The sequence below is a fragment of the Bradyrhizobium sp. NC92 genome (genome assembly GCF_025200865.1).
GTDB lineage: Bacteria > Pseudomonadota > Alphaproteobacteria > Rhizobiales > Xanthobacteraceae > Bradyrhizobium.
In genome coordinates this window covers 7,030,326-7,055,278 of the sequence record NZ_CP104171.1, presented here as the reverse complement: position 1 = coordinate 7,055,278, position 24,953 = coordinate 7,030,326, and the positions used below count along the sequence as shown (strand labels likewise).

Here is a 24,953-nt window from a genome sequence, read left to right as displayed (position 1 = left end):
ACCGATCGCAACTGAGACCGATTTCATCCTTTTCGGTCACCTGCGAACCATAGCCACTACTCAGGGGAGTGTGGAGTACGACGTAAACAGGCTGGAGCTCGCTGAAGGCCGTTCGCCCATAACCACACAATGGTGGAGGTTCCCCTCAGCTATAGATCTCGAACAGTCCGGCGCCGCCCTGACCGCCGCCGATGCACATGGTCACGACGCCCCACTTGGCCTTGCGGCGGGCGCCTTCCTGCAGCAGGTGGCCGGTGAGACGGGCGCCGGTCATGCCGAAGGGATGGCCGATCGCGATCGAGCCGCCGTTGACGTTGTACTTGGCGGGGTCGATGCCGAGCTTGTCGCGACAATACAGGCACTGGCTGGCGAAGGCCTCGTTGAGCTCCCACAGATCGATATCGTCGATCTTGACGCCTGTACGCTTCAAGAGCTTCGGGATCGCAAACACCGGGCCGATGCCCATCTCGTCCGGCTCGCAACCCGCGGTGGCCCAGGCGACGAATCGGCCGAGCGGCTTGAGACCGCGCTTCTCGGCGTCCTTGGCCTCCATCAGCACCACCGCGGCGGCGCCATCCGAGAGCTGGCTGGCATTGCCGGCGGTGACGAACTTGCCCGGGCCCTTCACCGGTTCGAGCTTCGCAAGGCCTTCCATAGTGGTGTCGGGGCGATTGCATTCATCGCGATCGACGATGTAGTCGACGATGGTCTCGACCTTGGTCTGCTTGTCGACGACCTTCATCTTGCTCTTCATCGGGACGATCTCGTCCTTGAACTTGCCGGCCTGCTGCGCAGCGGCCATGCGGCGCTGCGATTCCAGCGAGTATTCGTCCTGATATTCGCGGCTGAGCTTGTAGCGCTCGGCGACGATATCAGCGGTGTCGATCATCGCCATGAATATGTCGGGGGCGACCTTCAGGAGCTCTGGATCGACTACTTCCTGGGGCAGAGGACCGCCGGGAATAGAAATGCTCTCGACCCCCCCGGCAACGATGCAATCGGCACCGTCCGAACGGATCGAGGTGGCGGCCATCGCGATGGCCTGCAAGCCGGAGGAGCAGAAGCGGTTCACGGATACCCCGCCGGTCGTCTTTGGCAGGCCCGCGAGCAGGACGGCCTGGCGGCCGATGTTCCGCGCACCGTGGGCGGAATTGCCGAGATAACAGTCCTCGACATAATCCTTCTCGACACCGGCGCGCTCGACGGCATGCTTGATCGCGTGGGCCGCAAGGCTCACCGGCGCGGTGATATTGAACCCGCCACGACCTGACTTCGCCAACCCGGTGCGCGCGTAGGATACGATTACGGCTTCACGCATTTGTCTTCTTCTTTCTTTCGGACGCTCTCGATCGCGGCAATGTCAACCGCCGGCGCAGAATGCTTTAGCTCGTCATGTCAGAACTTGCCGTCTTCGATGCCACACACACGCCTCTCAAGAGACGCGTAGCCCCGTACGACATTCAACCCAGGCCATCTCGGAGATGACGGGCAATTTGAACGTAGCCGGATTCGTCAGGGAGTCGGCGAGCGGCGTCGGATTGGGACGTAAAGGCTGCACCCCTCGTTTGAGGAGCAGGATGTCGAGAGATGGTTCAGCTTGCGATTTCATAGAAGCAGCTTAGCGCCGGTTCGGGCGGAATTCCTCCAAAAAAACGGTGTCCATTTGAGAAATAATGCGCTGATCGAAGGAATATAAAGTAGTTTGCGAAGATGCTTCGCAGAATTCACGACGGCGAGCGCTGCGCGGTTGTCCACTGCGGGCCGCGTTCCATCCATGCGGTCGTTGCGGGCCAATGCCGCTCGAACGAGAGTCAGACTGCGAATCCACTGCTCTTCTGGCTTCGTTGAAACCCGCAACGAAAGCTGTTTGGCCAGCGCGCGAGATGGTCCGATGCTGCGGCCCATTCACTGGCGGCGAGAACCCGTGGTAAGCGCGCCATCGACGTTTCAGGCAGCGCTGCCTGGTAGTCTCCACTCACGCAAAAAAAACTTCACGGTCGTTCGACCGCGTGAAGAATTCCGGCTATTTAATCCTCTACATTGAAGAACTTCGGCTCAACGAGGTGGCTAAGTATACGAGGAGGCAAGAGCGCAATCCAGCTGGACTCTCGTGCCACTTAGAGGCAGCAGGTCGAGTAGCCCAGATCGCCGTACATCACTCTGGCGGCCGCTCGAGTTGTTGAGGTTGTGTTGTCGATGCAGCTCTAGCTCTAATGGCGGCTGGTGACAGGCAAGATCTGTTTCTCGTGAGAATGATTGCCAGCTTCTTGCTGCTGAGCTTGGTGTGTCTTCTGTTCTTTAGTCAGTGCTAGGACTGAATAATGCTTCACGTGAATCCGGTGTCCACGCAGGCTCAACCCTACAGGCAGTCCGGGTGCCCGACCGAAAGATCGGTGATCAAGGTGCCGGTTGGACTCTCCAATGTGATCGCCGATGCTGGTGGCCGTATCGGCTCGACCGACGTCAATCCATTTCTACTCACTGCCGAACATGGTGTCGCAGTGGATGCACCTGTGGTATTGCGCAATCGTGCGAGCAAGAGCGCCTACCTACTGCAACATACTCATGTATCGCCAACCTTCACGGAAGAACCCCGTCCGCGAACCGCGCAGTCAAAGCGATGCGGCTATCGAACTCGAAATCGTTTGCTGTCGCGAGTGCCAAGATACGCGGGCGTGTTCACCCTTGAGAATAGTCAATAGGAGAAACTTCAATGTCGATCATGCCGCTTTCTGGCATCAAGATCCTTGATCTCACGCGTGTGCTGGCCGGGCCTTTGTCGGGCCAGATGCTGGGCGATCTCGGTGCCGAGGTGATCAAGATTGAGCGGCCCGGTGCCGGCGACGAGGCGCGCGCCTTCGGGCCGCCTTATTTGACTGACCCTGAGGGAAGGGAGAACAGCAACAATTCCTTCTACCTCTGCGCGAACCGCAACAAAAAATCGGTTACGGTCAACATCGCAAAGCCCGAAGGGCAGGAGATCATCCGTCAGCTTGCCAAGGACGTCGACGTCTTCATGGAAAACTACAAGGTTGGAGACCTCAAGCGTTACGGCCTCGATTACGAGTCGATCAAGAAGATCAATCCAGGCATCATCTACTGCTCGGTGACCGGCTTCGGCCAGACCGGTCCCTACGCGCCGCGGGCGGGGTATGATGCGATCTTCCAGGCTATGGGTGGCTTGATGAGCGTCACCGGCCATATGGATGGCGAACCAGGCGCGGGGCCAATGAAGGTCGGTCCGTCCATCGTCGACTATATGACCGGCATGAATACCTCGATCGGTATCCTTTCGGCCCTCTATCACCGCAAGGTCAATAACGGAGCTGGGCAGCACATCGACGTCTGCCTGCTCGACACCGTGATCGCCTCACTCAGCCACTATCTTCAGATCTACCTCGTTAACGGGAAGAGCCCGCCCCGGCGCGGCACCTGGGGAAATGGTAGCCTGCCTCTGGGCGTGTTTCGCTGTGCAGACGGTGAGCTGATGCTGGTGGTCGGCAACGACGGTCAGTTCGCCCGCGCCTGCGCTGCTCTTGAGGCACCCGAACTCGCTACCAACCCGAAATTCGTCAAGAACAACGATCGAGTCGCAAACGGCAAGGAAATCATGGCGATCTTTGCCGATCTTCTGCTGAAAAACACCCTCGCGCATTGGTTGGACAAGTTTGAGAAGGCCGGCGTGCCCTGCGGGCCGGTCAATGATTTTGACCAGATGTTCGCCGATCCGCACGTAGTCGAGCGGGGCATGCGGGTGACCGTCAAGCACAAGTTCGCACCTGAGCTGTCCTTGATCCGCAACGCATTGACCTTCTCGGAAACACCGATCACCGAATACCGTGCCCCGCCACTGCTCGGCGAGCATACGCAAGAGGTATTGGCCAACAAGCTTGCCTATGATGAGACAAAAATCGCACAGCTGAAGCAGATCGGGGCAATTTAGCCTGAAATGATTGTCGTATCTTGCAACCGCAGTTTATGGGACGGCCATAGTTCATACTCTGCCAATTGCAGCTTGAAAGTATCGCATTCGTGCAAATCGGTGCATGACTCGAGCTGAATCGGCCAAAAAGTGCCTGAGTTCTTTGAACGCCAACAGTCGCTCAGAAGGCTTGTCCTCTTTCCGCCTCCCGCAGGTTTTCGTCGAAACGGCTTCTACACCTTGACGAATCTTGGCGTGCGAAGCCGCGTATTCTGCGGACAGAAAGTGCGAAGAAACTTGCGTATGTAAGTGGCATGCTCGTCGTGCGCTGGGATAGCTGACTGCCTGGCTAGGCTCTAGTAGGGGGCGCACTGCAGTCGCCCGATGTCGCCAGTGCACGAAGACGACACCGATCAGCGACGGCCGAAGCTCTTTTCGGTGGTCTTCGCAGGAGCAAGCCATCGAGCGAATTGAGTTTGCAGCCTTAGAGTGCGGCTATCTACTGACGCCAAACCGTTTCAGGGGCACTCTCAACTCCCATGCGCGAGAGCGATATAAGCGATCTGGCCACTGCGATTGTGGAAGGAGCAAAGAAGGTCAAGCAGCAGTCACCGTAGGAATAATGGAGACACACCGTGCTCGGGAAAGTGACGACTGCCTCTATCGGCTTCGCGCCGTTGGCGGCGTTGTCTTCGGCAGCATTCGCCGCACCACGACGATACATGCCGACTCTCGCCCATGTCGACAGCAGCGCGAGCTGGCCAATCCTACTCGCCCAGTGGAAGCAGGCAATGCAATTGGACGCGGGCGCAGCCGCGCAGTGCGGACCAATCCTTGTTCTGCGCTGCGCCTTTACCACGCTAACGAAGCAAAAGTATCTCGATCTTGCAAGAGCTCAAAATCTGCTATCGCCATTGGATATCCTTTAGCTCCAGTGATCAACAGCGTGATCCGTAATCACGGATTCGCCAGAGCAATCCTTATCGCTGACGCTCAGCGCTGGTGAATGTCTACGTGCCAGTATGACTAGCCTGCAACGAGGGTTAGATAATGGGCGAGTATTCCAGAATTGGATAGGCTGCCGCGTCCGCCTTGAGAGAGGAGGGGCTCTTGTTAGAAAGGACGCAGGCCGCATTGAGCGGGGCGACCAGCACGGATGGTCTGATGATCAAACTCGGCTTCGTAGAGCGGATTGCGCAGTATTTACGCGTGCTTCTGTGAGCCATTGCATTAATCGATATCGATACCCCGCTATTCTGCTGGATCTGCGAGATGAAGTTGCTTCGATCGATGCTGTGAAGGGCGACTCAGCAGATTGGCTAACCGACTGGTTCGCTACCCAGTAAATGTTTGATGCTTAACCCAGGAGTGCAGCGTGAGTGAAGTGGTCAAGCTTGAGCGTCATGACGAAGTCGGGATCGTCACTGTCAATAGCCCTCCGGTCAATGCGCTGAGTGCCGCGGTCCGCGGTGGTATCCTAGAGTGTGTCAAGGCCGCGATTGCCGATCTGGCGATCAAGGGCATCGTGCTGACCTGCGCCGGGCGCACCTTCATTGCTGGCGCCGACATCACCGAATTCGGCAAGCCGCGGAAGCCGCCCGCAGTCAACGACGTGCTCGCCGAGATCGAGAATTCACCTAAGCCCGTCGTCGCCGCGATCCACGGCACCGCGCTCGGAGGCGGCCTCGAGGTCGCGCTCGCCTGTCATTTCCGCGTGGCCGTGAAGGAAGCCAGGCTTGGCCTGCCCGAGGTGAAGCTCGGCCTGCTACCGGGTGCCGGCGGCACCCAGCGCCTGCCGCGCGCGGTCGGTCCCGAGCTCGCGGTCAAGATGATCGTCGGCGGCGATCCCATTGGTGCTGCGGAAGCGCTTAAGAGCGGTCTGATCGAGGAGATCGTGGAAGGCCCGGCCTCCGGCGGCGAGGCCTTCGTGCGCAAGCTGCTGGCCGAGAAGCGTCCGCTGCGCCGCCTGCGCGACGACGATTCCAAGATCGCGGCGGCCAAGGCTGACCGCTCGATCTTCACCAATGCGGTCGCTGCGATGACCAAGAAGGCGCGCGGCCTGGAGGCGCCGTTCGCGGCGGCTGATGCCGTCGGCTACGCCATCGACCTGCCGTTCGACGAAGGTCTGAAGAAGGAGCGCGAGGGCTTTCTCAAGCTCGTCGCTAGCGACCAGTCCAAGGCGCAGCGCTACGCCTTTTTCGCCGAGCGCGAGGCCAACAAGATCGCGGGCGTACCTGAAGGCACCAAGCCGCGGCCCGTGAACCGCGTCGCCATTCTGGGCGCCGGCACCATGGGCGGCGGCATAGCGATGTCTTTTGCCAATGCCGGCATTCCCGTCACCCTGATCGAGACTGGCGAGGAGCAGCTCAAGCGCGGCCTCGGCGTCATGCAGAAGAACTGGGAGGCGACTGCCGCTCGCGGCGGCATCCCGATGGATGCGCCCGCCAAGCGCATGGCGCTGATCAATGGTGTCGTTGGCATCGAGAATGTCGGCGATGCCGACCTCGTCATCGAGGCCGTGTTCGAGACCATGGCGGTGAAGAAGGAAGTGTTCGGCAAGCTCGATCAATATGCCAAGCTTGGCGCGGTGCTCGCTTCCAACACTTCCCTCCTGAACATCGATGAGATCGCGAAGTCGACCAAGCGTCCGCAGGACGTGCTCGGCATGCACTTCTTCTCGCCGGCCAACGTCATGAAGCTGTGCGAGATCGTGCGCGCGAACAAGACCGCGCCGGACGCACTCGTCACGGCCGTGTCCATCGCTCGCAAGATCTCGAAGGTGCCGGCTGTGGTCGGCGTCTGCCACGGTTTTGTGGGCAACCGCATGCTGGCCCAGCGCAGCAAGCAGGCTGAGAAGCTCCTGTTCGAAGGCGCGCTGCCGCAGCAGATCGACGCCGTTGTCACAAAATTTGGCATGCCCATGGGGCCTTTCGCGATGAGCGATCTCGCCGGCCTCGACGTCAGCTGGCGCTCGCGTAAGGATCGAGGCGTTAGGTCGGAGATCGCGGACGCGTTGTGCGAAGCAGGCCGCTTCGGCCAGAAGACCGGCAAGGGCTACTACAAATATGAAGCCGGCTCGCGCGCGCCGCTGCCTGATCCTGAAGTCGAGAAGCTGATCGAGGAGACGTTGATGCGTCTCGGCCGCGAGAAGCGAATCGTCAGGGATGACGAGATCCTCGAGCGCATGATGTACCCGATGATCAACGAGGGCGCGAAGATCCTCGAAGAGGGCATCGCGGCCCGCCCGTCCGACATCGACGTGGTCTGGCTCTACGGCTATGGCTGGCCGATCTACCGCGGCGGGCCGATGTACTGGGCCGATACCGTCGGCCTCAAGCACATCGCTAAGCGCCTCGCCGTCTACGCCAAGGAGACCAACGACCCAAACCTTGAGCCAGCACCGCTGCTTGAGAAGCTCGCGGCAGAGGGCAAGACGTTCGCCTCGCTGGCGGCAGCGTCGAAAGCGGCGTGATGATGCATTTTCCATCAATGTCTATCGGGACACGTCAGGGAGGCGAAGCGAGAATATGGAGGCTCTAATAACATCCCCAAGGCAAAAACCGACCGCGATTGCTGATCGCGCGATCACCGACAGCACACCAGTCCCATCGAGACCGATTTCATCATTTTCGGTCACCTTCGGGCCCTAGTCACTAGTCAGTCGGAATATGGAGTACGACGTAAACTCGGGAGCTATCGGGGCAAGTCATGCCAGTCGCCCTGCGTAGGCTGTCGTTCTACGCTCCCGGTTCGCAGGCGCCTGGCGGGCTCCGCCACTCATTGATCATTTCGACCGCTGTTGAGGCGCCACGACGAACCGCTGCGACAACCCATACTCGCATCTTTCACGGGCCCAAGAATGAAAGGGCAACGGTCCAGGGAAGGGAGTTAGCCATCGAGGTCGGTCTCCATCACCGGCCCACGGCACAATTTGCCCGGAAGGGAAGCCCCTACAGGTCCCGCAGGCCACTAGTCCACATCGGCGACCAGCGAAGGCACTTAGATGCTACCATTCATTCCGGAACTGCGGTGACGAGGTCCGAGAATTGGTCAGACGAAGGTCAAAAGCCGCTTCGGTGTCCGGACGATGATCGTGTCGATCTCCGTCTCGCTATAGCCGCGGCGACGCATCATCGGGATCACATTGGCGAAAATGTGTTGATAGCCGTGCCCGCCGAAACGCATTAGACGCGTGCGGTGGCAGATGTCGTGACTGATAACGATCTGCTCGAGATGCCCGCGCTTGATCAATGCCCGCATCAGGCGCAGGCGTACAGCATCGTTCGGCATGTCGATATCCGCGTGACTGTAGTAGGACTGCTCCATGCCAAAAAGGTCGAACTCGATGACGCAGCCCGTATCGGCAAGGCGCAGCAATCGATCCTCGTCGAAGATCGTCCGGTCAATGTGGCTCATCACCATGCGATCCATGGGAGCGTCCTGCTTCAAGAAGAATTCCGCCACCTCTTGTGGCTGGTCTTCATGACGACCAGGGTGCACATTGATCGTAGCACCGGTTTCCCGCTGCGCAAGGATCGCGCCCTGCATCACGCGCCGCTCAAGGTTCGTCCACGGCAATTGACAACCGATCTCGCCGATGATTCCGGCGCGCACGTCAGTTCCCCACGCACCTTCCAGAACCTGCGAGATCATCTCAGACGCGAAATCCTCAACCCCTCGCGCGTGATTCCGCTGGTCCTGGAAGTCGTGAACATAATGACCGCAGCCCATTACAATGTGAGCTCCGCTGGCCCGGGAGATATCCGCCAGTCCGCGCGGATCCGGTTTCAAACCGCCTGAGGTGAGCTCGACAATTGTACGTCCGCCTGCCGCAACCATCTCGCGGATTTCGTTTGCTGCAATATCTTGCTGATTGAGCTTGGTTTTGAGGCCGGATCGCTTTTGCCCGTAATTGATTTGCCAACAATTGCAGAGCTCGATCTCGACGTCTTCGACGCCTGCCGCGACATATTTGGGCGGCGTGATATCGCAGATGACGTGCTCGTGCATCAAAGTGGGTCCAAGGGCGGCAGGGTCGACAATCCCTAGCACCGTTTGCGCCTGTCCTTTTAGGGCAAGTCTGTCGAGCTTCGACATTGGTAGCCTCACTGCTCCGGCTTGAGTCCAGCGAACTCGATCGCCTTCTTCCATTTAACGTTCTCATCGGCGATCAACGTCGCCATCTCTTCTGGTGAGCCGCCGACCGGATCGGCGCCGAGCTTTCGCATTTTCTGTGCCATGTCCTTGTCGGCCAGATAGGTATTCGCGCTCCTGTTTAGCTTGGCGACGATGTCTGCACGCGTCTTAACAGGAGCTGCGATCGTGAACCAGGAGGAGGCCTCATAACCCGGAACCCCGGCTTCGGCGACAGTCGGCACGTTTGGCAATTCCGGCCAGCGCTTTGCGGTGGTGACGGCAAGTGCGCGGAGCTTACCAGCCTCCACATACGGCAGAGCCGCAGGAAGATTGTCGAGCGAGATCTCGACCCGGCCTCCGATCACGTCAGTCAGCGCCGGTGCGCTGCCGCGATACGGCACGTGTAGTAAATCGATGCCGGCCATCGACTTCAAAAGCTCGGTCGCCACGTGGCCAGTGCCGCCGGTGCCCGGCGACGCGTAAGAAAGCTTGCCCGGGTCCGCCTTCGCGAGCGCGATAAGCTCCTGCAGCGTATTCGCCTTTACATCGAGATTGACCGAGATCAGGTTAGGCACGCGCGCAATCACCACGACGGGCGCAAGGTCCTTTGCACCGTCGAACGGCTGGTTCTTATACATATACTGGTTGATGACGTGCGGACCGGGCGTACCGATCACGAGAGTGTAGCCATCCGGATCAGCCTTCGTGACGTAATCGGCGCCGAGATTGCCCCCGGCTCCTGCCTTGTTCTCGACGATGAACTGCTGGCCGTATTCCTCAGATAACCTTTGCGCCATCAGACGGCCGAGGATATCGGTTGTACCGCCCGCTGCGAACGGCACGACCACCTTGACTACCCGCGTTGGCCATTGTGCTTGACCGGACGCCCGGCCAATGAACGGCAACGACAGCGCTGTAGCGCTAGCGGCGAGTACGGCGCGGCGGCTTGGATTGGACATGCCCCTGAATGTGCGTTCCGAGCGCATTGTTCTTCCAGAAATTGCTACGCTCCCTCGAGACGCGGATCAGCTGCGTGCGGAACGTAGGCTGGTCCTGTCTGCCGCAAATAGCAGTTTCCGCCGCCTGAGAAATTGGTCGAAGGCGGCGGTAAATCTTTCGCAGGCGGTATCATCAATTTCGAACGAAAGCGCCGCCATGCCGCGCCGGGCAAGATAGATTCCCTGCTCGAGAAGATCGAAGAACATCAGTTCCTTGATGCGCTGATCTTGCGCGATGGTATCGGCAATCGATCTCACCGGTCCCGCGACACTATGGATGGTGAACAGCGAACCGACCCCGGTGACACACAGGGGGGCATGATGCTCCCGGCATAGCGACTCGAGCCGGGTACGCAGCGCTTCGCCGCGCGCATTGACGCGATCCAATGCCTGCTGCGTGGCGACTTTCGTCATCATTGCAAGGCCGGCGGACATGGTAAGTACGTTGTTGTTGAAGGTGCCGGCATGGGCAAGCGCACCCGCCTTACGCGGATCGAAACGCTGCATCAAATCGGCGCGGCCGCCGAAGGCGCCGAATGACAGACCGCCTGCCACATACTTGCCAAGCGTCATCAGGTCTGGACGAATGCTGTAGCGGGTCTGCAGACCGCCCGGCGCGAGACGCGAGGTCATCACTTCATCGCACACAAGAAGCGCACCGACTTTCTCGGTCTCCTTGCGTAGCGTCAAGAGGAAATCTCGCTCGGCAGGAATGCAGCCGCCAGAGCCCTGCATCGGTTCAACGATCACAGCGGCAATGTCGTCGGCATGCTGCGCGATCAGCTTTGCCGCCGCGGCAGCATCGTTGTAGGGCGCAAGCAGCCAATCGAAGGGTACGTTGACCTGATTAACCGCCGCTTTAAAAGTAAACACCGAGCCATGATAAGCGCCATCAAAAGCCATCACTTTCCTTTTACCGGTCGCGACGCGCGCGAGCGTCAACGCTAGCAGCGTTGCCTCAGTGCCCGAATTGGTGAAACGCAGCAACTCCATCGCCGGAAAGCGCTTTGCAATGATCGCAGCAAACTCCGCTTCGACGCGCGTGTGGCCCGATAGGCTCAGTCCGTTGTCAAGCGCCTGCTTGACTGCCTCGCCGATAATCGCATTGGAATGCCCGGCAAGGCCTGCCGTGTACTCGCCCATAAAATCGAAATAGCGATGGCCGTCGACATCCGACACTTCGCAGCCCTTCCCGCAACGGATCGTCAAGGGGAACGGCTCATGGAACAACACAGTGCGGGTGTTACCGCCGGGCATGGCCTCGCACGCGGACGCATGCTGCTTCGCGCTGTTGGGATTGCGCGCCACATAGGCGCCGATGGCACAGCGAAGCGCCTCATCGAAGGCCGAATTGGCGCTCTGGGTCTCGACAACATTCATCGCTGTTCCTCTTCGGGCCGTCAGGAGCTTTGTAATTCTATTCGGCCCACTAAGTCGAATTCTTCTAATGTAGGTTCTACAGGGCCGAAATTATGCAGCTGATCGCTTCAGTGCGATGCTTTCATGCACTCAGGGAAGGACAAGGATCTGTTGTTTTGTGGCTCGCCAACTCTCTTGTGGAGAGGGAACCCGGTCCTTGCCTCTCCTTGCCAATTTCCTCTCGAGAATGCCGGGAACGGTTGGAGTGTCAAAGGGCGGGTCTGCTGAAGCACCGAAATTCTCGAAATGAGCCACATCTATCTTGGTACTACCTTATCGAACGGGATGCGGCTCCGATGTTGCAGTAGTGCCGGGTTTGGCGCTCGAGTGTCAACAACTCCAGAGACTGAACTAGCGGAACGAATCGAGGTGGATCCTCCAAATGGAGCAGCTGCGCTTCGTCAGTTCTTTCTGAAAATAGCACGTGGGCGTAGTGAACCACACTATGCAAATCGATCCTGCCGGCCGAAGGATGCTCGCTCGTTCATTCGTGGAGAACGGCGCTGCTGTTCTTCAGCATGCACTCTTAGAGCATCGTCTAATGCATCTTAGCAGTGAGCAGTGCGAAAGACCCTGTCAACGGCCCGATGGCAGAGTGTGAGATGGTGCCAGGGTGTGTTCTGGCAGATCTGATGTTGGGAGTGGGGGGCTGCATCCGCCGAACCCATTTTTACGCACTGTGCGGCGGCTCGAAGAGATGCTGCGGCCTGTGTTCGAGAGGCTAGCACGCCGATCCAAACTTCGTCCCCCCAGAGTAGGTAGTCTCCCGACGCCCCCCAATCAGCTATTGTCACCTACCGCACGGCACACGCGGACAGGAGACACGTATAGCGATGAAAGGCTTGGTCAACTCCTTGCACGTCTCACGGTTCATTCACTCCTACGACGAGGCAGCCATTCAAAAGGGCATCAATCTTTCGGTTGGATTCGACTTTCATGAGTATGTCTCGATAACAGAGGCTACTCCAACGAAAGGAAAGACATACCCAATTTTTCGGCCGGACCGCTCGCCGATCAAAGCAGGCGAGGGATACTGGCTGGTGGGGGTAGATAAGAATAATGAAGTGGTTCTTGTTGCGGCAGCGCGCCTATATGACCTGTCGCAGAGCAACCTTGCCGAACATCTCCAATCCCTCAAGTTCTTTTATGCAGACCCAGCCAAACATGCACATCCGCAGGATCGCTGCATCTGCAAGGCACCAAGCGCATGGCGGATCACCGGAAAGGTGGCTCTTCACGGAGACCTTTGGGTGCGATCCGATTTCAGGGGGCAAGGCATAACGAAGATTATGACGAGAATAATGGTGGGTGTGACCCTCGCGATGTGGGCTCCTGACTTTCGGTGCGGACTTGCCGGGCGCTGGTCGATAGACAAACGCGTCTACGATGTACCGCACGCTGAACCTAGTGGGTCAGTCCTGCGGCTTGTAGCGGAGGATATTGTGGACGACGATTGGCTTTTCTGGAGCACCGGTGAGGAGATGAGAAGCTTAATCGATGGTCACGACAAATGGGCATCAGGCGTATCGCCGCCGCTTCGCGCCCAGCATGTTAACTAACCTTGTCCAGCCCCAGAGGAGCAGCGTTCTAGGGGCTGCGAGCGTGCCGATGCTATCCCCGCCAAGGAAGCAACCTTGGATCAGCATGGAGACTGCCCTTGATACAGCAGCATCATCTATCGACCGAAATCCCGACTTCTGGACGGGTGAGGGCGATTGGTCTCCTGGATGACGCGTCCGATCCCGGTGCGAAGCCTGTAACGGGAAGCTGTGTGACGGCACAGGTCGCAGACTATGTATCAAGGATCAGATACGAGGACCTGCCCCCAGACGTCATAGCGCGGGCGAAATGGCTTGTTGCGGACAATGTCGCCTGCGCCATCGCTGGCAGCCAGACGGGCATAGCGGCCAGCTTCCTCGAGTATCAAGAAAGCAATGGGGGCAGGCCTACGGCAGCGGTGCTCGGCCGATCGACGCGTCTGCCTGCTCCGCAGGCGGCCGCCGTCAACGCCTACGCGGCGACACTGCTGAGCTTCGACGATTCCCTAGTCAGATTGGGCCATCCGGGAACGTCGGTGATCCCTGGTGCGATCGCGGTGGCCGAAGAGCTCGATCGGCCTGGCAGCGAACTGCTGGTGGCAATCATCGCAGGTTACGAGATGTCCTTGCGATTGGGGACTGCAATCCGGCCTTCGCCGGAGCGCGCCGCCGCTGTTCTCGGCCTTGCCACTTGGCAGATCTATGGTGCAGCCAGCGCGGTCGCGCGCCTTCATCGTCTGTCGCCCGCAGCAACACGCGATGTCTTCGGCCTCACGGCCCAGCACGCGCCGGTGCCCTTCCTGCGGAAGTTTCACGGCCGCCCGATGCCGTGGCTGAAGAACAATTACAGTTGGGCAACGATAGGTGCGGTCACGGCCGGGTCGCTCGCCGCGCGCGGCTTTGCCGGAAGCCGCGACATCTTCGATGGCGAGACCGGCTTCTGGCGTATGGCGGGATCGGACCAGTATGATAACGTTGAAATGACTCGAGCGCTGGGCTCCGAGTTCCGACTGATGCAGGTCGGCTGCAAGCCCTACGGCTGCTGTCGCTGGGTGCATCCGGCGCTGGATGTCCTTCGCACACTGGCCGCCGAACAGCCGATTGAACCGGCAAAAGTTGCTCGCATCGAGGTCGCAACCTTTGGGGAAATCGTGCGCGACTTCGCCGGGAAGTGGCCGGATACAATCATCGAAGCGCAGTTTCATCTTCCCCTGCTGATCGCGCTCGAGCTGCTGGGGCGGTCCTCTGCCGGGGGTCTGGTCGAAAGCGCGCTTGAAGAGCCGCAAGCGCGGGGTCTGGCGGCGAAGGTTTCTCTTTCGCTCCTGTCGGGTGCGGACGACGCTTTCTTCGGGCGGTCGCTGCTGCCGTTCAGGTTGAAGGTTATGCTGACCGATGGATCCGTTCGCGAAGGCTATGCAGAGATTCCGGGGGGAGCGCCGGGGGGGCCGCCTTTCGGGCCTGATGAGATCGCGCGCAAGTTCCATGTGTTGGTGGAGCCAAGTCTTGGCGGCCCTCAGTCGCAACGGCTTCTCGATGCTGTGTTAGATATCGAGACAACAAGCGCGCGTGAGATTGCCGCGCTGGCACAGCCTAGCCGGCGCGAGAGCAACCGCGCTAAACAGGGGCGGTCCGATGAACGGTAGGCTGAGGCTTGCGGCAATCTTCTCGGCGCCGTTGATGGTGTTTGGCGTCGGCTGCCAAGAGCAGCAGCGGCCTTTGGTCGTTGTCACCAGCGGCGGGACCTTTGAGCGAGCTCTGGAGCGACACTTCTATCAGCCTTTCACGATCCGAACCGCAATCCGCATCGCGCCAGTCGGCGCAAGCCTGGGGTCGCAGTGGGCCCGCCTCGCGGCCATGCGGCAGGCCCGAAGCATCGAATGGGATGTGGTGACCGCCTTTCCAGAGGATTTGATTAGTCGCTATCAGGAACTGCTCGAGCCGATCGATTGCGCCCGGATACCCATCGCCAAGGAGACCCAACTGCCCAACACCTGCACTCCACATGGCGTGTTGCGAAGCATCGGAGCGGGGGTGCTGACCTGGAACACGACGCAGTTCAAGGGGAAGGAGCCAACGAATTGGTTCGATTTCTGGGATCTGAAGACCTTTCCAGGTCCGCGAACCCTGCCGAGCACGCCCTCAGCCCATCCGTGGTTGCTGATCGTCGCCCTCCTCGCCGACGGTGTTCCACAGAAACAGTTGTTCCCACTGGACGTCGAGCGTGCCCTCCGCAAGCTGGAGGAGATTAAACCACATGTCTCTGTTTGGTGGAGCACGGGCGAGCAGAGCCAGGCTGCGTTGCGCGATGGTGACGCAGTGATGGGCTTGCTTTGGGTCAGCCGCGTCGTGCCATCTATCGCGCAAGGCGTGCCGCTGCGGCTTTCCTATGAGCAGTCGATTCAGAATATTACGTATTGGGGCATCGTGCGCGATACGCCCAACCGCGATGCCGCCTATCGCTTTCTCAATTTCTTTCTGCACAACCCCAAGGAACATGCGGCATTCACTGAGGACGTCGGAGTTGCAACTCCCAGCGCCGCAGTCCGTGAATATCTTAGCGAGGCGGAGTGGGGCTCGATGCCGACCAACCCGGAGAATTGGAGCAAAACCATCGAATTGGACGCGAAGTGGATCGCCGATAATCAGGAGATGATCTCCCGCCGCGTGATGGATCTGCTCAGCAAATGACAGGGGACGCAGGCCGCGCGGTTGCTATCGTGACCGGAGGCAGCAGGGGGATCGGCGCGGCCGCCTCTCGTTTGCTTGCGCAGCGCGGCTGGGCGGTCGCGGTGAACTATGTCGCTGCCGACGACGCGGCTCATGCCCTCGTTGCAGGGATCGTTGCGTCAGGCGGACGGGCGACCGCTATCAAAGCAGACGTCACCGATGTAGGCGCCGTCGTAGAACTGTTCGCTCGCTGCGACGCCGAGCTGGGGAGGCTGCGCGGACTAGTGAACTGCGCGGGCCTCGTAGGCATGCGCGGACGTTACGTCGACGTTCCCGATGCCGTCGTCCGGCGGGTCTTCGACGTCAACCTCTTCGGCGCGATGGCCTGCATCCGCGAAGCAATCCCGCGCATGTCGTTGCAGAGCGGCGGACAGGGCGGCGCCATCGTCAACGTCTCGTCTGGGCTGTCCACAAGCGGCGCTCCCAATGTCGAGATCCACTATGCGGTCTCGAAGGCCGCGCTGAACTGCCTCACCCTCGGTCTATCCCAGGAGCTCGCGGGCGAAGGCATCCGCGTCAACACGGTGAGTCCCGGCGCGACCCGCACTGAGATGCCCGGTGCCGCCGTGCTCGAAGCTGCCGCAGCCGAGATTCCAATCGGCCGCGTCGCTGAGCCCGAGGAGATCGGAGAGGCGATCGCATGGCTTCTATCCGATCAGGCTAGTTACGTCTCCGGCGCCTATCTGCGCGTCGGCGGAGGCAAGCCGGGCTAAAGAGCCGGTCGGCATTCGGGTACCAATGAAGGAGCGCCCCTTTGACGATCGGAGTAGGAAGAGCGGATGAACAGGGCACACCTGTTTGGAACGGCCAGGCGTCGCTTCTGTGGCCCGGGCCATAAAGGCGTTGACTCTACAATGTAGTGGAGTTCGCAGGGGAGAGTTCGAACGCACGATAAGCCAGCGATTTTATCGTCGGTTTCTGCGCAAAGGCGGCGTCGCGCGGTCCTCCCTGGGGCAGCAGCAATAGGCGCATGGTATTACGAAGCCGGAGACCGCGCCGCCAAACGCGTCATCAGGCGCTGCCACTATGTCAAAGCCTTTAAATTACCAGTGCCAGCTCTGAAAGAGGCGTGCAGGGTTGGCAGCATGGGGTCGAGAAATCTCTCAAGTTAGCGCGAAAGGCTTTCGATGGTTCTTAGCCCTCGCGAACATCGTGCTCCTTCGCGGCACACGTTCGTGCCGTTGTTAACGCAGGCCCTCGATCGGCCGCCATATGGTTCGAAACGCCGCGACGATTTTGCGCACAGGTGGGATAAAGGTCGTTCAGCAATGGGCCCACGCTGACACGACTGAGGCTATCTTCACTTGGCCGATCTCGATGGCTATGTTCTGGGCATTGCTTCCAATCACACACATGTTTCGTTCCTTGGACGAGCAGCAGCCTGTCGCCGGCAGCGCCTCCGCGATCGCACAGAGCCTTCCCAAGAAGGCCTGGCGCGCCGCCTGTCCCTCCGCAAGATGCCGTTCTCCTTCGTCGCGACGGACAGCCTGTATGGGCGGGCGAGATTGAAACCCTGCTGCGGAGGCGGGTAAAGGGCGGCAATCGCGCGAGCAATCATGCGACGCCTGATCTTGGGCTTCGTCGCAAAGTCCACATCGCTTGGTACATCCGCGGCTTTTGAGGCGAGCGGGTTCCTCCATCCACACAGCGCGCGAAGGCATGGCCATGCCGCGCACATGGCGGCGAATACTCCGATTCGGCAGTTGGTGATCTTGCCCGCCGAGCCAGTGTACTGGCGTGCGACCCCGCACGAGGCCTTGCCCTGTTTCAAGAAGCCGATCATCAATGACCAGAATCGCGCTCTCATCGCCGAGCGTTTCCAGCGCGTAACTCACGCACAATGTCGCGTAACGCGTCGGCATCCCACAGCGCCCGACCCCTTGGCGCCGCGGCCCTGTATCGTCGGCCACTTCCGCCCGCATCCAACCCGTCTTGCGCTGTTTGTTGCCAAACAGTCCGTCGAGAAGTGCCCGCCGACGCCGCGAGCGTCCTGCGTAAACACCAGACGGATGCGTTGCTTGGTTTCTCGCGACGACGAAGCCCACAGCGTCAGCGTCCCTTTAGCCGACGCGGCACCAATCATCAGATCCAGAATCATGGTCACCCATGGATTCAGAATTTTCAACAAAAAGCAAATTGTAATGTCAGATCAGTCAACGCGCCTGAAATCGCTTTCTGCCGGTCATGCGGACCTCCTCTGGCGATGTACAATTCGCCGTGGAGCGGGTCGGGCTTGTTGCACTCTACGTCGAGGCCGTACTGCGTGCGCGCAGCCACTCGGCACCGGCCATCAAAACGAGCGACAGGACGACCATGACAGTCGATGCGGCTGCAATGACCGGTGTCAGGTTGTAGTCGATGTCCTCGAAAAGCTTCCGCGTGAGCGTCTTGCCTTCGATGCCCGAGATGAAGAAGGCGACAGTCGCTTCGTCGAAAGAGGCGAGGAAGGCGAAGACTGCGCCAGCCGCAACGCCCGGAGCAATATTGGGCATTACGACATGGGCGAGGCTCTGGGCTCGCGAAGCGCCGCAGTTGAGCGCCGCTAGTTCGAGGGCGGGATCCATGCGCTGGAGCGCCGCCGTCGCGGTCAGCAGGATATAGGGCACCGACAACATCGTATGGGCAATGGCAAACCCGACGAAATTGCCGGTGAGGCCGAGGGGCGCGAACACGAGATACAGTGCGACCGCGAGCGCGATATGCGGGACGATGAGCGGTGCGAGTGTCAGCGCATGGATCGCCTGTGCGCCCGGCAGCTTGCCACGCACGATGGCAATTGACGCCAGCATCCCGAAAATGGTTGCCGCCGCTGTCGTAGCCAGTGCGATGCGCAGGCTGAACCATGTTGCGTTCATCCAGTCCCCGTCGCCAAAATAGATCTGATACCATTTTAGCGTCAGGCCTTTTGGCGGGAATTGGATGTAGGAAGCTTCGCCGAGTGACATCGGTACGACGAGCAGAGTGGGCAGCAGCAGGAAAGCCAAGACGAGAGCAACGAAAAGATTGAGAAGACACCGTCCGAACGGCAGGGACCGTATCCGTCCCATCCTCGTGCGGGCGGACCCACCATACGTGGAGAATGTAGAGGCTGTGAGCGGCATATCAGGAGCCCTTTCCGAAACGCAGGAATCGCTTGAACGCCCCGACGAGCGCGAGCGTGACCGCCAGCAGCAGGCCGGTAAGAGCTCCGGCGAAGGGCCAGTTCAGCATATCGGTCGTCTGCTGGCCAATCAGTGTGGCGATGGTCAGGTTTTGCGGACCGCCCACCAAGGCCGGAGTGATGTAGAGGCCGAGCGAGAGAATGAATACCATGATCGCGCCCGCATAGAGTCCGGGCAAGCTGAGGGGGAGTGTGACGGAAACAAAGCTCCTCCAAGAACTGGCACCGAGATTGCGCGCAGCGCGATCGAGCTCCGGCGGGATGGACTTAATTGAAGAGAAGGTCGGTAGGATCATGTAGGGTAGGAGCACATGCGTCATCGCTATGATGACAGCGCCCTCAGTGTAGATCAGCCGGAGGGGCTGGTCGATCAGCCCCCAACTCTTGAGCGCACTGTTGACGATCCCGTGGCGCTGCAGTAGCACGATCCAGGCATAAGAACGCACCAGCACGCTCGTCCAGAGCGGCACCAGAACGCAGGCCCCGACCAGCATGGCGGCGAGTCCCTGCAGACGCGCCATCACGATTGCAACCGGATAGCCGAGCATGACGGCAGAGATCGTCACGACCGCCGCAGTCCGGACCGTTCGCAGAAGGATGCGCAAAAAGATCGGCTCCTGCGCGATCCTAAGATAGTGCTCGGCCGTGGCCCTCGGCGCGAAGACGCTGCCCAGAAGCAGTTTGCCGATGGGCAGGAGGAAAGCGAAACCGAGCAGCAAAACAAGCGGCAAAGCGAAACCGAGCGACAGGCCACGCGAAAGCTGCCAGGCGTGCGATTTGTCCGACGAGGTATTGGCTGAGAACTCCATGCTCAGACCTCGCGCGGAAACAGGCGGACGGCTGCCGCATCGATTGTGAAATGAACCAGGCCGTGCCTCGGCTCATTGTAGGCGCGAGAGTCAGACGGTGTCAGAATTTGAAGCTGCGTTCCGTCATCGGTTCGCACAATCAGCTTGCGCTGCGAGCCTAGGAAGACGGACGTCTCGATTTCGCCGCAAATCGAGCCGGCAGAGATCTCGGTAACAGCGATGCTTTCGGGACGCGCGGCGATCCGAATTGGCTGCCCCGTAACAAGCGCTGTTCCGGGCGCGAGCTGCGATCGCGGGATTCCGAGGATGTGGCCAGCGACAAGGACATACAGTCGAGCTCCCTCGATCGCCTGCACGTAACCGTTGAGGAAGTTCATCTTGCCTATGAAGTCGGCGACGAAGCCGCTGTTGGGGGCATGGTAGAGCGCTGTTGGGCTACCGACCTGTTGGATTTTACCTTTGTCCATCACGGCAATGCGATCGGACATCGCCAGCGCCTCTTCCTGGTCATGGGTCACGTAGATGATCGTGATCCCGAGCCTCTCATGTAGCTTCTTGATCTCGATCTGCACTTCCTCGCGCAGCTTCTTGTCGAGCGCGCTGAGCGGTTCGTCCATCAGCAACACCGGTGGCTCAACTACCAGCGCGCGCGCCACCGCGACGCGCTGCTGCTGACCGCCGGAGAGCTGGCTTGGCATCCGGGCATCATAGTGTTGCAGGCGTACGAGCGCGAGCGCGCGCTCGACGCGGGGGCCAATTTCCTTTTTGAGCACGCCGCGCATTCTGAGTGGAAAGGCAACGTTCTGGGCGACGGTCATGTGCGGAAAAAGGGCGTAGTGCTGGAACACCATACCGATTGCGCGCTGATTAGGCGCGACGTGCGTGATGTCTCGCCCGCCCACGGTGATAGAACCAGACGTTGGCGTCTCGAATCCGGCCATCATCATCAACAATGTGGTCTTACCCGAACCGGATGGGCCTAGAAGCGAGAGGAACTCGCCAGCCCGAATCTCCAAGTTGATCCCATCAACGGCAACGACCGAGCCGAATCGCTTGGTGATGCCGCGAAACGTAATCGTCCCGCTATCGATGGGCACTTGGCTGGAGACCCGGGAGTACACGCTGCTCAACATCTACCTGACGATCTTGAGTGATGCCGGACAGCACTTGGAACCGTGACAGACTGAGTCCAGCAGGCTAGGTCTGCGTTTTTGTCGTTTGGTGTATCATTCAAAATGGGGTTTCACGCTCGCCGGCAACCGCACGGATCGCAACCGCGCTCGCTGGGACAATGTGTTGAGAGAACGAGTGTGCCCCTGCCATCGAGGCTTTTCAAGCTGCTAGAGATGGTAGTTTATGGTCTCGTCGGATGATGCGAACTAAGTTGATCATACGGTTGCAAGCTTCCCGAAGAGGAGGAAGTTTGTGATGCATCTTGCGACGTCGGCCGGCGTGCTGACTACGGGATTGCCCAATCATCGCTGTTCAGCAGGAGATGAGGTCCGGAATGTCCATTATAGAAAAGGGGGTGGTATTTGTTGGCACCAGGGGACTCGCAACCCGTTGCATTTTGTTTATCATTGAAACCTGCGGAAAAGGTGCAGTCTCGGCAATTCTCGGTGCAAACCGAAACGAGAAAACGTGGTGGAGCGCCGAAACCGCCGAAGAGCTTTGGGAAGTCGCAGACCGATATGGAATACCCTATTTCGAGTCAATCGACGACATTTCCTGCCACGGAAGCTTTCTTGTTAGCGTGATTTGGCCCAAGATCTTCTCCGCTCATACTCTTGCGCGTTTTGTTCAAGGAGGAATTAATCTCCATCCGGCTCCATTACCCCAGTATCGCGGCAGTTTTACGCGGACGCATGCCATACTCAATAACGACAAGAGCTTCGGAGTGACCGTTCATTACCTTTCCGAGCTGGCTGATAGGGGCGATATTATCGGTGAGTTACAGTTCCCCGTGATGCCGTCAGAGACTGCTCTCTCTCTAGAAACCAGAGCCCAACATTATGCATACGCGCTTTTCTGTGAGGTCTGGCTGCGCCTACTAGATGGATCCGTTACAAGTCAATCTCAGGCCGCGTTAATAGCTGAGGGTAAGCGCGAGCCGCGCTTCTATTCCAAGCGCATGATGTCCGAGCTCTTGGATTCGGCGGACATTCCTCGCAGCGCCGAACAACTCAACCAGCTTTACCGTGCCCTGTTTCTTCCTCCACGCATCACGCCACCCAAGTGGCTCGTTGAACGGGTTCAGGCAAATGGAGGGTTGGGCATTCATTCCGGTAGCGATTCCGAGGCTTAGGTTCGAACGCGACGAGAAGCTCTCGTGTTTCTGGGCTCGCCCTCTTACCACGACGCTTCGCCAACATAGGACGATCTCGCCTCAATTGTGCATAGCTTGCGCTTTGCGGACAAGCGACAGTGGCATTGTTAGGCAGCGTCCTCTATGCCGCGCCGGCCTTCTGCGCGTATTCCCATGAGGCCTTTGACAGCGGTACGGCGCGCTTGGCTGACTCCGGCGCCCTGGCATTGGCGGCGGTGCCGTCGCGGACGCGGCCGGCGATGCCCTGGGTGATGCCGGCGAGACGGAACAAATTGTAGGCGAAATACCAGTTGAGATCGGGCACACTCATCTGGGTGACGTTGCAATAGATCTGCGCGGCCTTTTCCAGGGGCGGGATGTTGAGCGCCTTGAGGTCGGTCCCCTCCAGGCCCGGCATGATCCACTGCATCAAGAGATAGGTGAAGTCGGCCATGGGATCGCCGAGCGTCGACAGCTCCCAATCGAGCACCGCCTTCACGCGCGGTTCCGTCGGGTGGAAAATCATGTTGTCGAGGCGATAGTCGCCGTGGACGATCGAGACGCGCGCCTGCTCCGGCACCGTCTTTGGCAGCCATTCGGCGACCTTCTCGAACTCCGGAATGTGCTGGGTCTCGGACGCCCGGTACTGCTTGGTCCAGCGGTCGATCTGCCGGGCAAAGTAGTTGCCGGGCTTGCCGAAATCGCCGAGGCCGAGGGCGTTGGGATCGAACATATGGAGCTTGGCCAGCGTCTCGATCTTGCTGGTGAAGATCTTTCGGCGCGCATCGCCATCCTGGCTCGGCAGCGTCGGATCCCAGAACACGCGGCCCTCCTCCATCGACATGATGTAGAAGGCCGCGCCGATGACGCTGTCGTCCTGGCACAGCGCATAGGCGCGCGCGACCGGGAAACCCTGTTTTCCAAGGGCCACAATGACGCGATACTCGCGGTCGACCGCGTGCGCGGAGGGCAGCAGCTTGCCGAACGGCTTGCGGCGCATCACGTAGGAGCGGTTCGGCGTGTTCAGCCGATAGGTCGGATTGGACTGGCCGCCCTTGAACTGCAGAACGACCAGCGGGCCCTCATAGCCTTCGACGTGCTCGCGCATCCAGGCTTCCAGGCGTATCTCGTCGAAACGATGGCGCTCCTCGACCGGCTTTGTGCCCGAGAATTCTTCGTCCTTTCTGACGCCGTCGGCCACGATGACGCTCCCTCTTCTCTTTTTCCGCCATCCCGGGCGCGCAAAGCGCGAACCCGGAATCTCGAGATCCTCAGGTGCGCAACTGCGCACCGTAGCTCGATGCTTAGGCATCGCCCCGGAATGACAGTACGGGGAGCACGCAGACCTCCCCCTGTTTTAGTGCGTGGAAGAGTTTGCATACTTCCGAAGCTCGAGCCTGGCAATGGCGCGGTTGTGCACCTCGTCCGGACCGTCGGCGAGACGGAGCGTGCGGATGTGGGCGTAGTCCTTGGCAAGGCCCGCTTCGTCCGACACGCCCGCACCACCAAAGGCCTGGATCGCCTCGTCGATGATCTTCAGCGCCATGTTGGGCGCGGCAACCTTGATCATGGCAATCTCGGCCTGCGCGGTCTTGTTGCCGACCTTGTCCATCATGTCGGCCGCCTTGAGGCACAGAAGACGCGTCATCTCGATGTTGGTACGCGCCTCGCCGATGCGCTGCTCCCACACGCTGTGCTCGACGATCCTCTTGCCGAACGCGGTGCGCGAGGCGAGCCGCTTCACCATCTTCTCCAGTGCCTCCTCGGCCTTGCCGATGGTGCGCATGCAGTGATGGATACGGCCCGGACCTAGCCGGCCCTGCGCGATCTCGAAGCCGCGGCCTTCGCCGAGCAGGATGTTCTCCTTCGGCACGCGCACGTTCTCGAGCAGCACCTGGGCATGGCCGTGCGGCGCGTCGTCGAAGCCGAACACCGGCAGCATCTTCTCGACCTTGATGCCAGGGGTGTCGAGCGGAACCAGGATCTGCGACTGCTGCTGGTGCTTGGCCGCCTTGAAATCGGTCTTGCCCATCAGGATCGCGATCTTGCAGCGGGGATCGCCGACGCCGGAGGACCACCATTTGCGACCGTTGATGACGTAATGGTCGCCGTCGCGCTCGATGCGGGTCTCGATGTTGGTGGCGTCCGACGAGGAGACCGCAGGTTCCGTCATCAGGAAGGCGGAGCGGATCTCACCGTCCATCAGCGGACGCAGCCATTTCCGCTTCTGCTCCTTGGTGCCGTAGCGGATGAACACTTCCATGTTGCCGGTGTCGGGCGCGGAACAGTTGAACACTTCCGAGGCCCAGGTGATGCGGCCCATCTCTTCCGACAACAGCGCGTATTCGAGATTGGTCAGTCCCGCGCCGCGGAATTCGTCGTCCTCATGCTCGCTCGGCGGCATGAACATGTTCCAGAGGCCTTCGGCCTTCGCCTTCTTCTTGAGGTCCTCGAGGACCGGGATCACCTTCCAGCGGTCGCCGCTCTTGTCCTGCTGATCGTAGATCGGCACCGCCGGGCGCACGTGCTTGGCCATGAAGGACCGCACGCGGTCGAGCCATTCCTTCTGCCTGGGCGAGATAGTGAAATCCATAAGAGCCTCCTGAACGAGAATTCGGCCCGCGGTGTTGTTCTCCATTCTTTCCCTAGCCGACAAATCTATACTCACCAAGAGTTGCCAAATGGACATACACTAAAGAACGCCCACGACCCCGGCTGAGATACCAAATCGCTTTTGTCGTTCAAGCGAGCATAGTAAGGGCACTACAGACCGTCACTTGGACACCGTGGCGAAGACATCCGCTACACCGACCTTTGGCCAGTGCGCGATCACTTCTGGTCACCTATACATCGCGCGGCGCTTCGATCTAGCCAACCCATCTGACTTAGTAGCTGCACAAGTGACGTCGGTAGTGTTTGGTAGCCAGAGCAGAGGAGAG

The 24,953-nt window shown here is 59.7% G+C and carries 18 protein-coding genes and 1 pseudogene; 9 read left to right on the top strand and 10 right to left on the bottom strand.

What is annotated here, in order from left to right; translation table 11 throughout:
* Positions 1 to 145: 145 nt before the first annotated feature.
* Positions 146 to 1,318, bottom strand: coding sequence for a thiolase family protein (locus tag N2602_RS32930; RefSeq protein ID WP_260380723.1), 1,173 nt, complete (start codon positions 1,316 to 1,318; stop codon positions 146 to 148).
* 1,075 nt (positions 1,319 to 2,393) lie between these two features.
* On the opposite strand from N2602_RS32930, the gene N2602_RS32925 reads away from it, so the two are divergent.
* The 4 genes from N2602_RS32925 (at position 2,394) to N2602_RS32910 (ending at position 7,394) form a co-directional block, all read left to right on the top strand.
* A complete protein-coding gene (locus tag N2602_RS32925; RefSeq protein WP_260380722.1) occupies positions 2,394 to 2,702 on the top strand; it encodes a hypothetical protein in 309 nt (102 codons plus the stop codon).
* A gap of 11 nt (positions 2,703 to 2,713) precedes the next feature.
* Positions 2,714 to 3,943 (top strand): CaiB/BaiF CoA-transferase family protein, encoded by a 1,230-nt coding sequence (locus N2602_RS32920; RefSeq protein ID WP_260380721.1) that lies wholly within the window; start codon positions 2,714 to 2,716, stop codon positions 3,941 to 3,943.
* 614 nt (positions 3,944 to 4,557) lie between these two features.
* Entirely contained in the window at positions 4,558 to 4,851 is a 294-nt protein-coding gene (locus N2602_RS32915) for a hypothetical protein (RefSeq protein WP_260380720.1), read from the top strand.
* 446 nt (positions 4,852 to 5,297) lie between these two features.
* Complete coding sequence (locus N2602_RS32910; RefSeq protein ID WP_260380719.1) at positions 5,298 to 7,394, top strand: 3-hydroxyacyl-CoA dehydrogenase NAD-binding domain-containing protein; 2,097 nt, start codon at positions 5,298 to 5,300, stop codon at positions 7,392 to 7,394.
* A gap of 578 nt (positions 7,395 to 7,972) precedes the next feature.
* Here the strand turns inward: N2602_RS32910 and N2602_RS32905 are convergent.
* The 3 genes from N2602_RS32905 to N2602_RS32895 are packed head-to-tail and all read right to left on the bottom strand — an operon-like array spanning position 7,973 to position 11,436.
* Positions 7,973 to 9,019, bottom strand: coding sequence for a phosphotriesterase (locus N2602_RS32905; protein ID WP_260380718.1), 1,047 nt, complete (start codon positions 9,017 to 9,019; stop codon positions 7,973 to 7,975).
* Between the two features lie 8 nt (positions 9,020 to 9,027).
* Positions 9,028 to 10,044: a tripartite tricarboxylate transporter substrate binding protein gene (locus N2602_RS32900; RefSeq protein ID WP_260380717.1), complete on the bottom strand. Its 1,017-nt coding sequence runs from the start codon at positions 10,042 to 10,044 to the stop codon at positions 9,028 to 9,030.
* Between the two features lie 39 nt (positions 10,045 to 10,083).
* Complete coding sequence (locus N2602_RS32895; protein WP_260380716.1) at positions 10,084 to 11,436, bottom strand: aspartate aminotransferase family protein; 1,353 nt, start codon at positions 11,434 to 11,436, stop codon at positions 10,084 to 10,086.
* 872 nt (positions 11,437 to 12,308) lie between these two features.
* Between N2602_RS32895 and N2602_RS32890 the strand changes: the two genes are divergently transcribed.
* The 4 genes from N2602_RS32890 (at position 12,309) to N2602_RS32875 (ending at position 16,453) form a co-directional block, all read left to right on the top strand.
* Entirely contained in the window at positions 12,309 to 13,034 is a 726-nt protein-coding gene (locus tag N2602_RS32890) for a hypothetical protein (protein WP_260380715.1), read from the top strand.
* 98 nt (positions 13,035 to 13,132) lie between these two features.
* Entirely contained in the window at positions 13,133 to 14,656 is a 1,524-nt protein-coding gene (locus N2602_RS32885; protein ID WP_260380714.1) for an MmgE/PrpD family protein, read from the top strand.
* Positions 14,646 to 15,701 (top strand): ABC transporter substrate-binding protein, encoded by a 1,056-nt coding sequence (locus N2602_RS32880; protein WP_260380713.1) that lies wholly within the window; start codon positions 14,646 to 14,648, stop codon positions 15,699 to 15,701. The genes N2602_RS32885 and N2602_RS32880 overlap by 11 nt, the downstream gene beginning before the upstream one ends.
* On the top strand, positions 15,698 to 16,453 hold the full coding sequence (locus tag N2602_RS32875) for an SDR family NAD(P)-dependent oxidoreductase (RefSeq protein WP_247355695.1): 756 nt from the start codon (positions 15,698 to 15,700) through the stop codon (positions 16,451 to 16,453). The genes N2602_RS32880 and N2602_RS32875 overlap by 4 nt, the downstream gene beginning before the upstream one ends.
* An 812-nt stretch (positions 16,454 to 17,265) precedes the next feature.
* Here the strand turns inward: N2602_RS32875 and N2602_RS32870 are convergent.
* The 4 genes and pseudogenes from N2602_RS32870 to N2602_RS32855 form a co-directional block, all read right to left on the bottom strand.
* Positions 17,266 to 17,820, bottom strand: a pseudogene (locus N2602_RS32870) (transposase); the annotation flags it as partial.
* Between the two features lie 163 nt (positions 17,821 to 17,983).
* Positions 17,984 to 18,787 (bottom strand): ABC transporter permease, encoded by an 804-nt coding sequence (locus tag N2602_RS32865; RefSeq protein WP_260380712.1) that lies wholly within the window; start codon positions 18,785 to 18,787, stop codon positions 17,984 to 17,986.
* 55 nt (positions 18,788 to 18,842) lie between these two features.
* On the bottom strand, positions 18,843 to 19,709 hold the full coding sequence (locus tag N2602_RS32860; RefSeq protein WP_260380711.1) for an ABC transporter permease: 867 nt from the start codon (positions 19,707 to 19,709) through the stop codon (positions 18,843 to 18,845).
* 2 nt (positions 19,710 to 19,711) lie between these two features.
* Complete coding sequence (locus tag N2602_RS32855; RefSeq protein ID WP_260380710.1) at positions 19,712 to 20,842, bottom strand: ABC transporter ATP-binding protein; 1,131 nt, start codon at positions 20,840 to 20,842, stop codon at positions 19,712 to 19,714.
* Positions 20,843 to 21,216: 374 nt separating this feature from the next.
* Between N2602_RS32855 and N2602_RS32850 the strand changes: the two genes are divergently transcribed.
* Positions 21,217 to 22,014: a formyltransferase family protein gene (locus tag N2602_RS32850; protein ID WP_260380709.1), complete on the top strand. Its 798-nt coding sequence runs from the start codon at positions 21,217 to 21,219 to the stop codon at positions 22,012 to 22,014.
* 142 nt (positions 22,015 to 22,156) lie between these two features.
* On the opposite strand, the gene N2602_RS32845 is transcribed toward N2602_RS32850, so the two are convergent.
* A complete protein-coding gene (locus tag N2602_RS32845; RefSeq protein ID WP_260380708.1) occupies positions 22,157 to 23,215 on the bottom strand; it encodes a phosphotransferase family protein in 1,059 nt (352 codons plus the stop codon).
* A 156-nt stretch (positions 23,216 to 23,371) separates the two neighbouring features.
* The gene (locus tag N2602_RS32840) at positions 23,372 to 24,607 is read right to left on the bottom strand and encodes an acyl-CoA dehydrogenase family protein (RefSeq protein WP_260380707.1); all 1,236 of its coding nucleotides are present in this window, start codon (positions 24,605 to 24,607) and stop codon (positions 23,372 to 23,374) included.
* Positions 24,608 to 24,953: the final 346 nt, after the last annotated feature.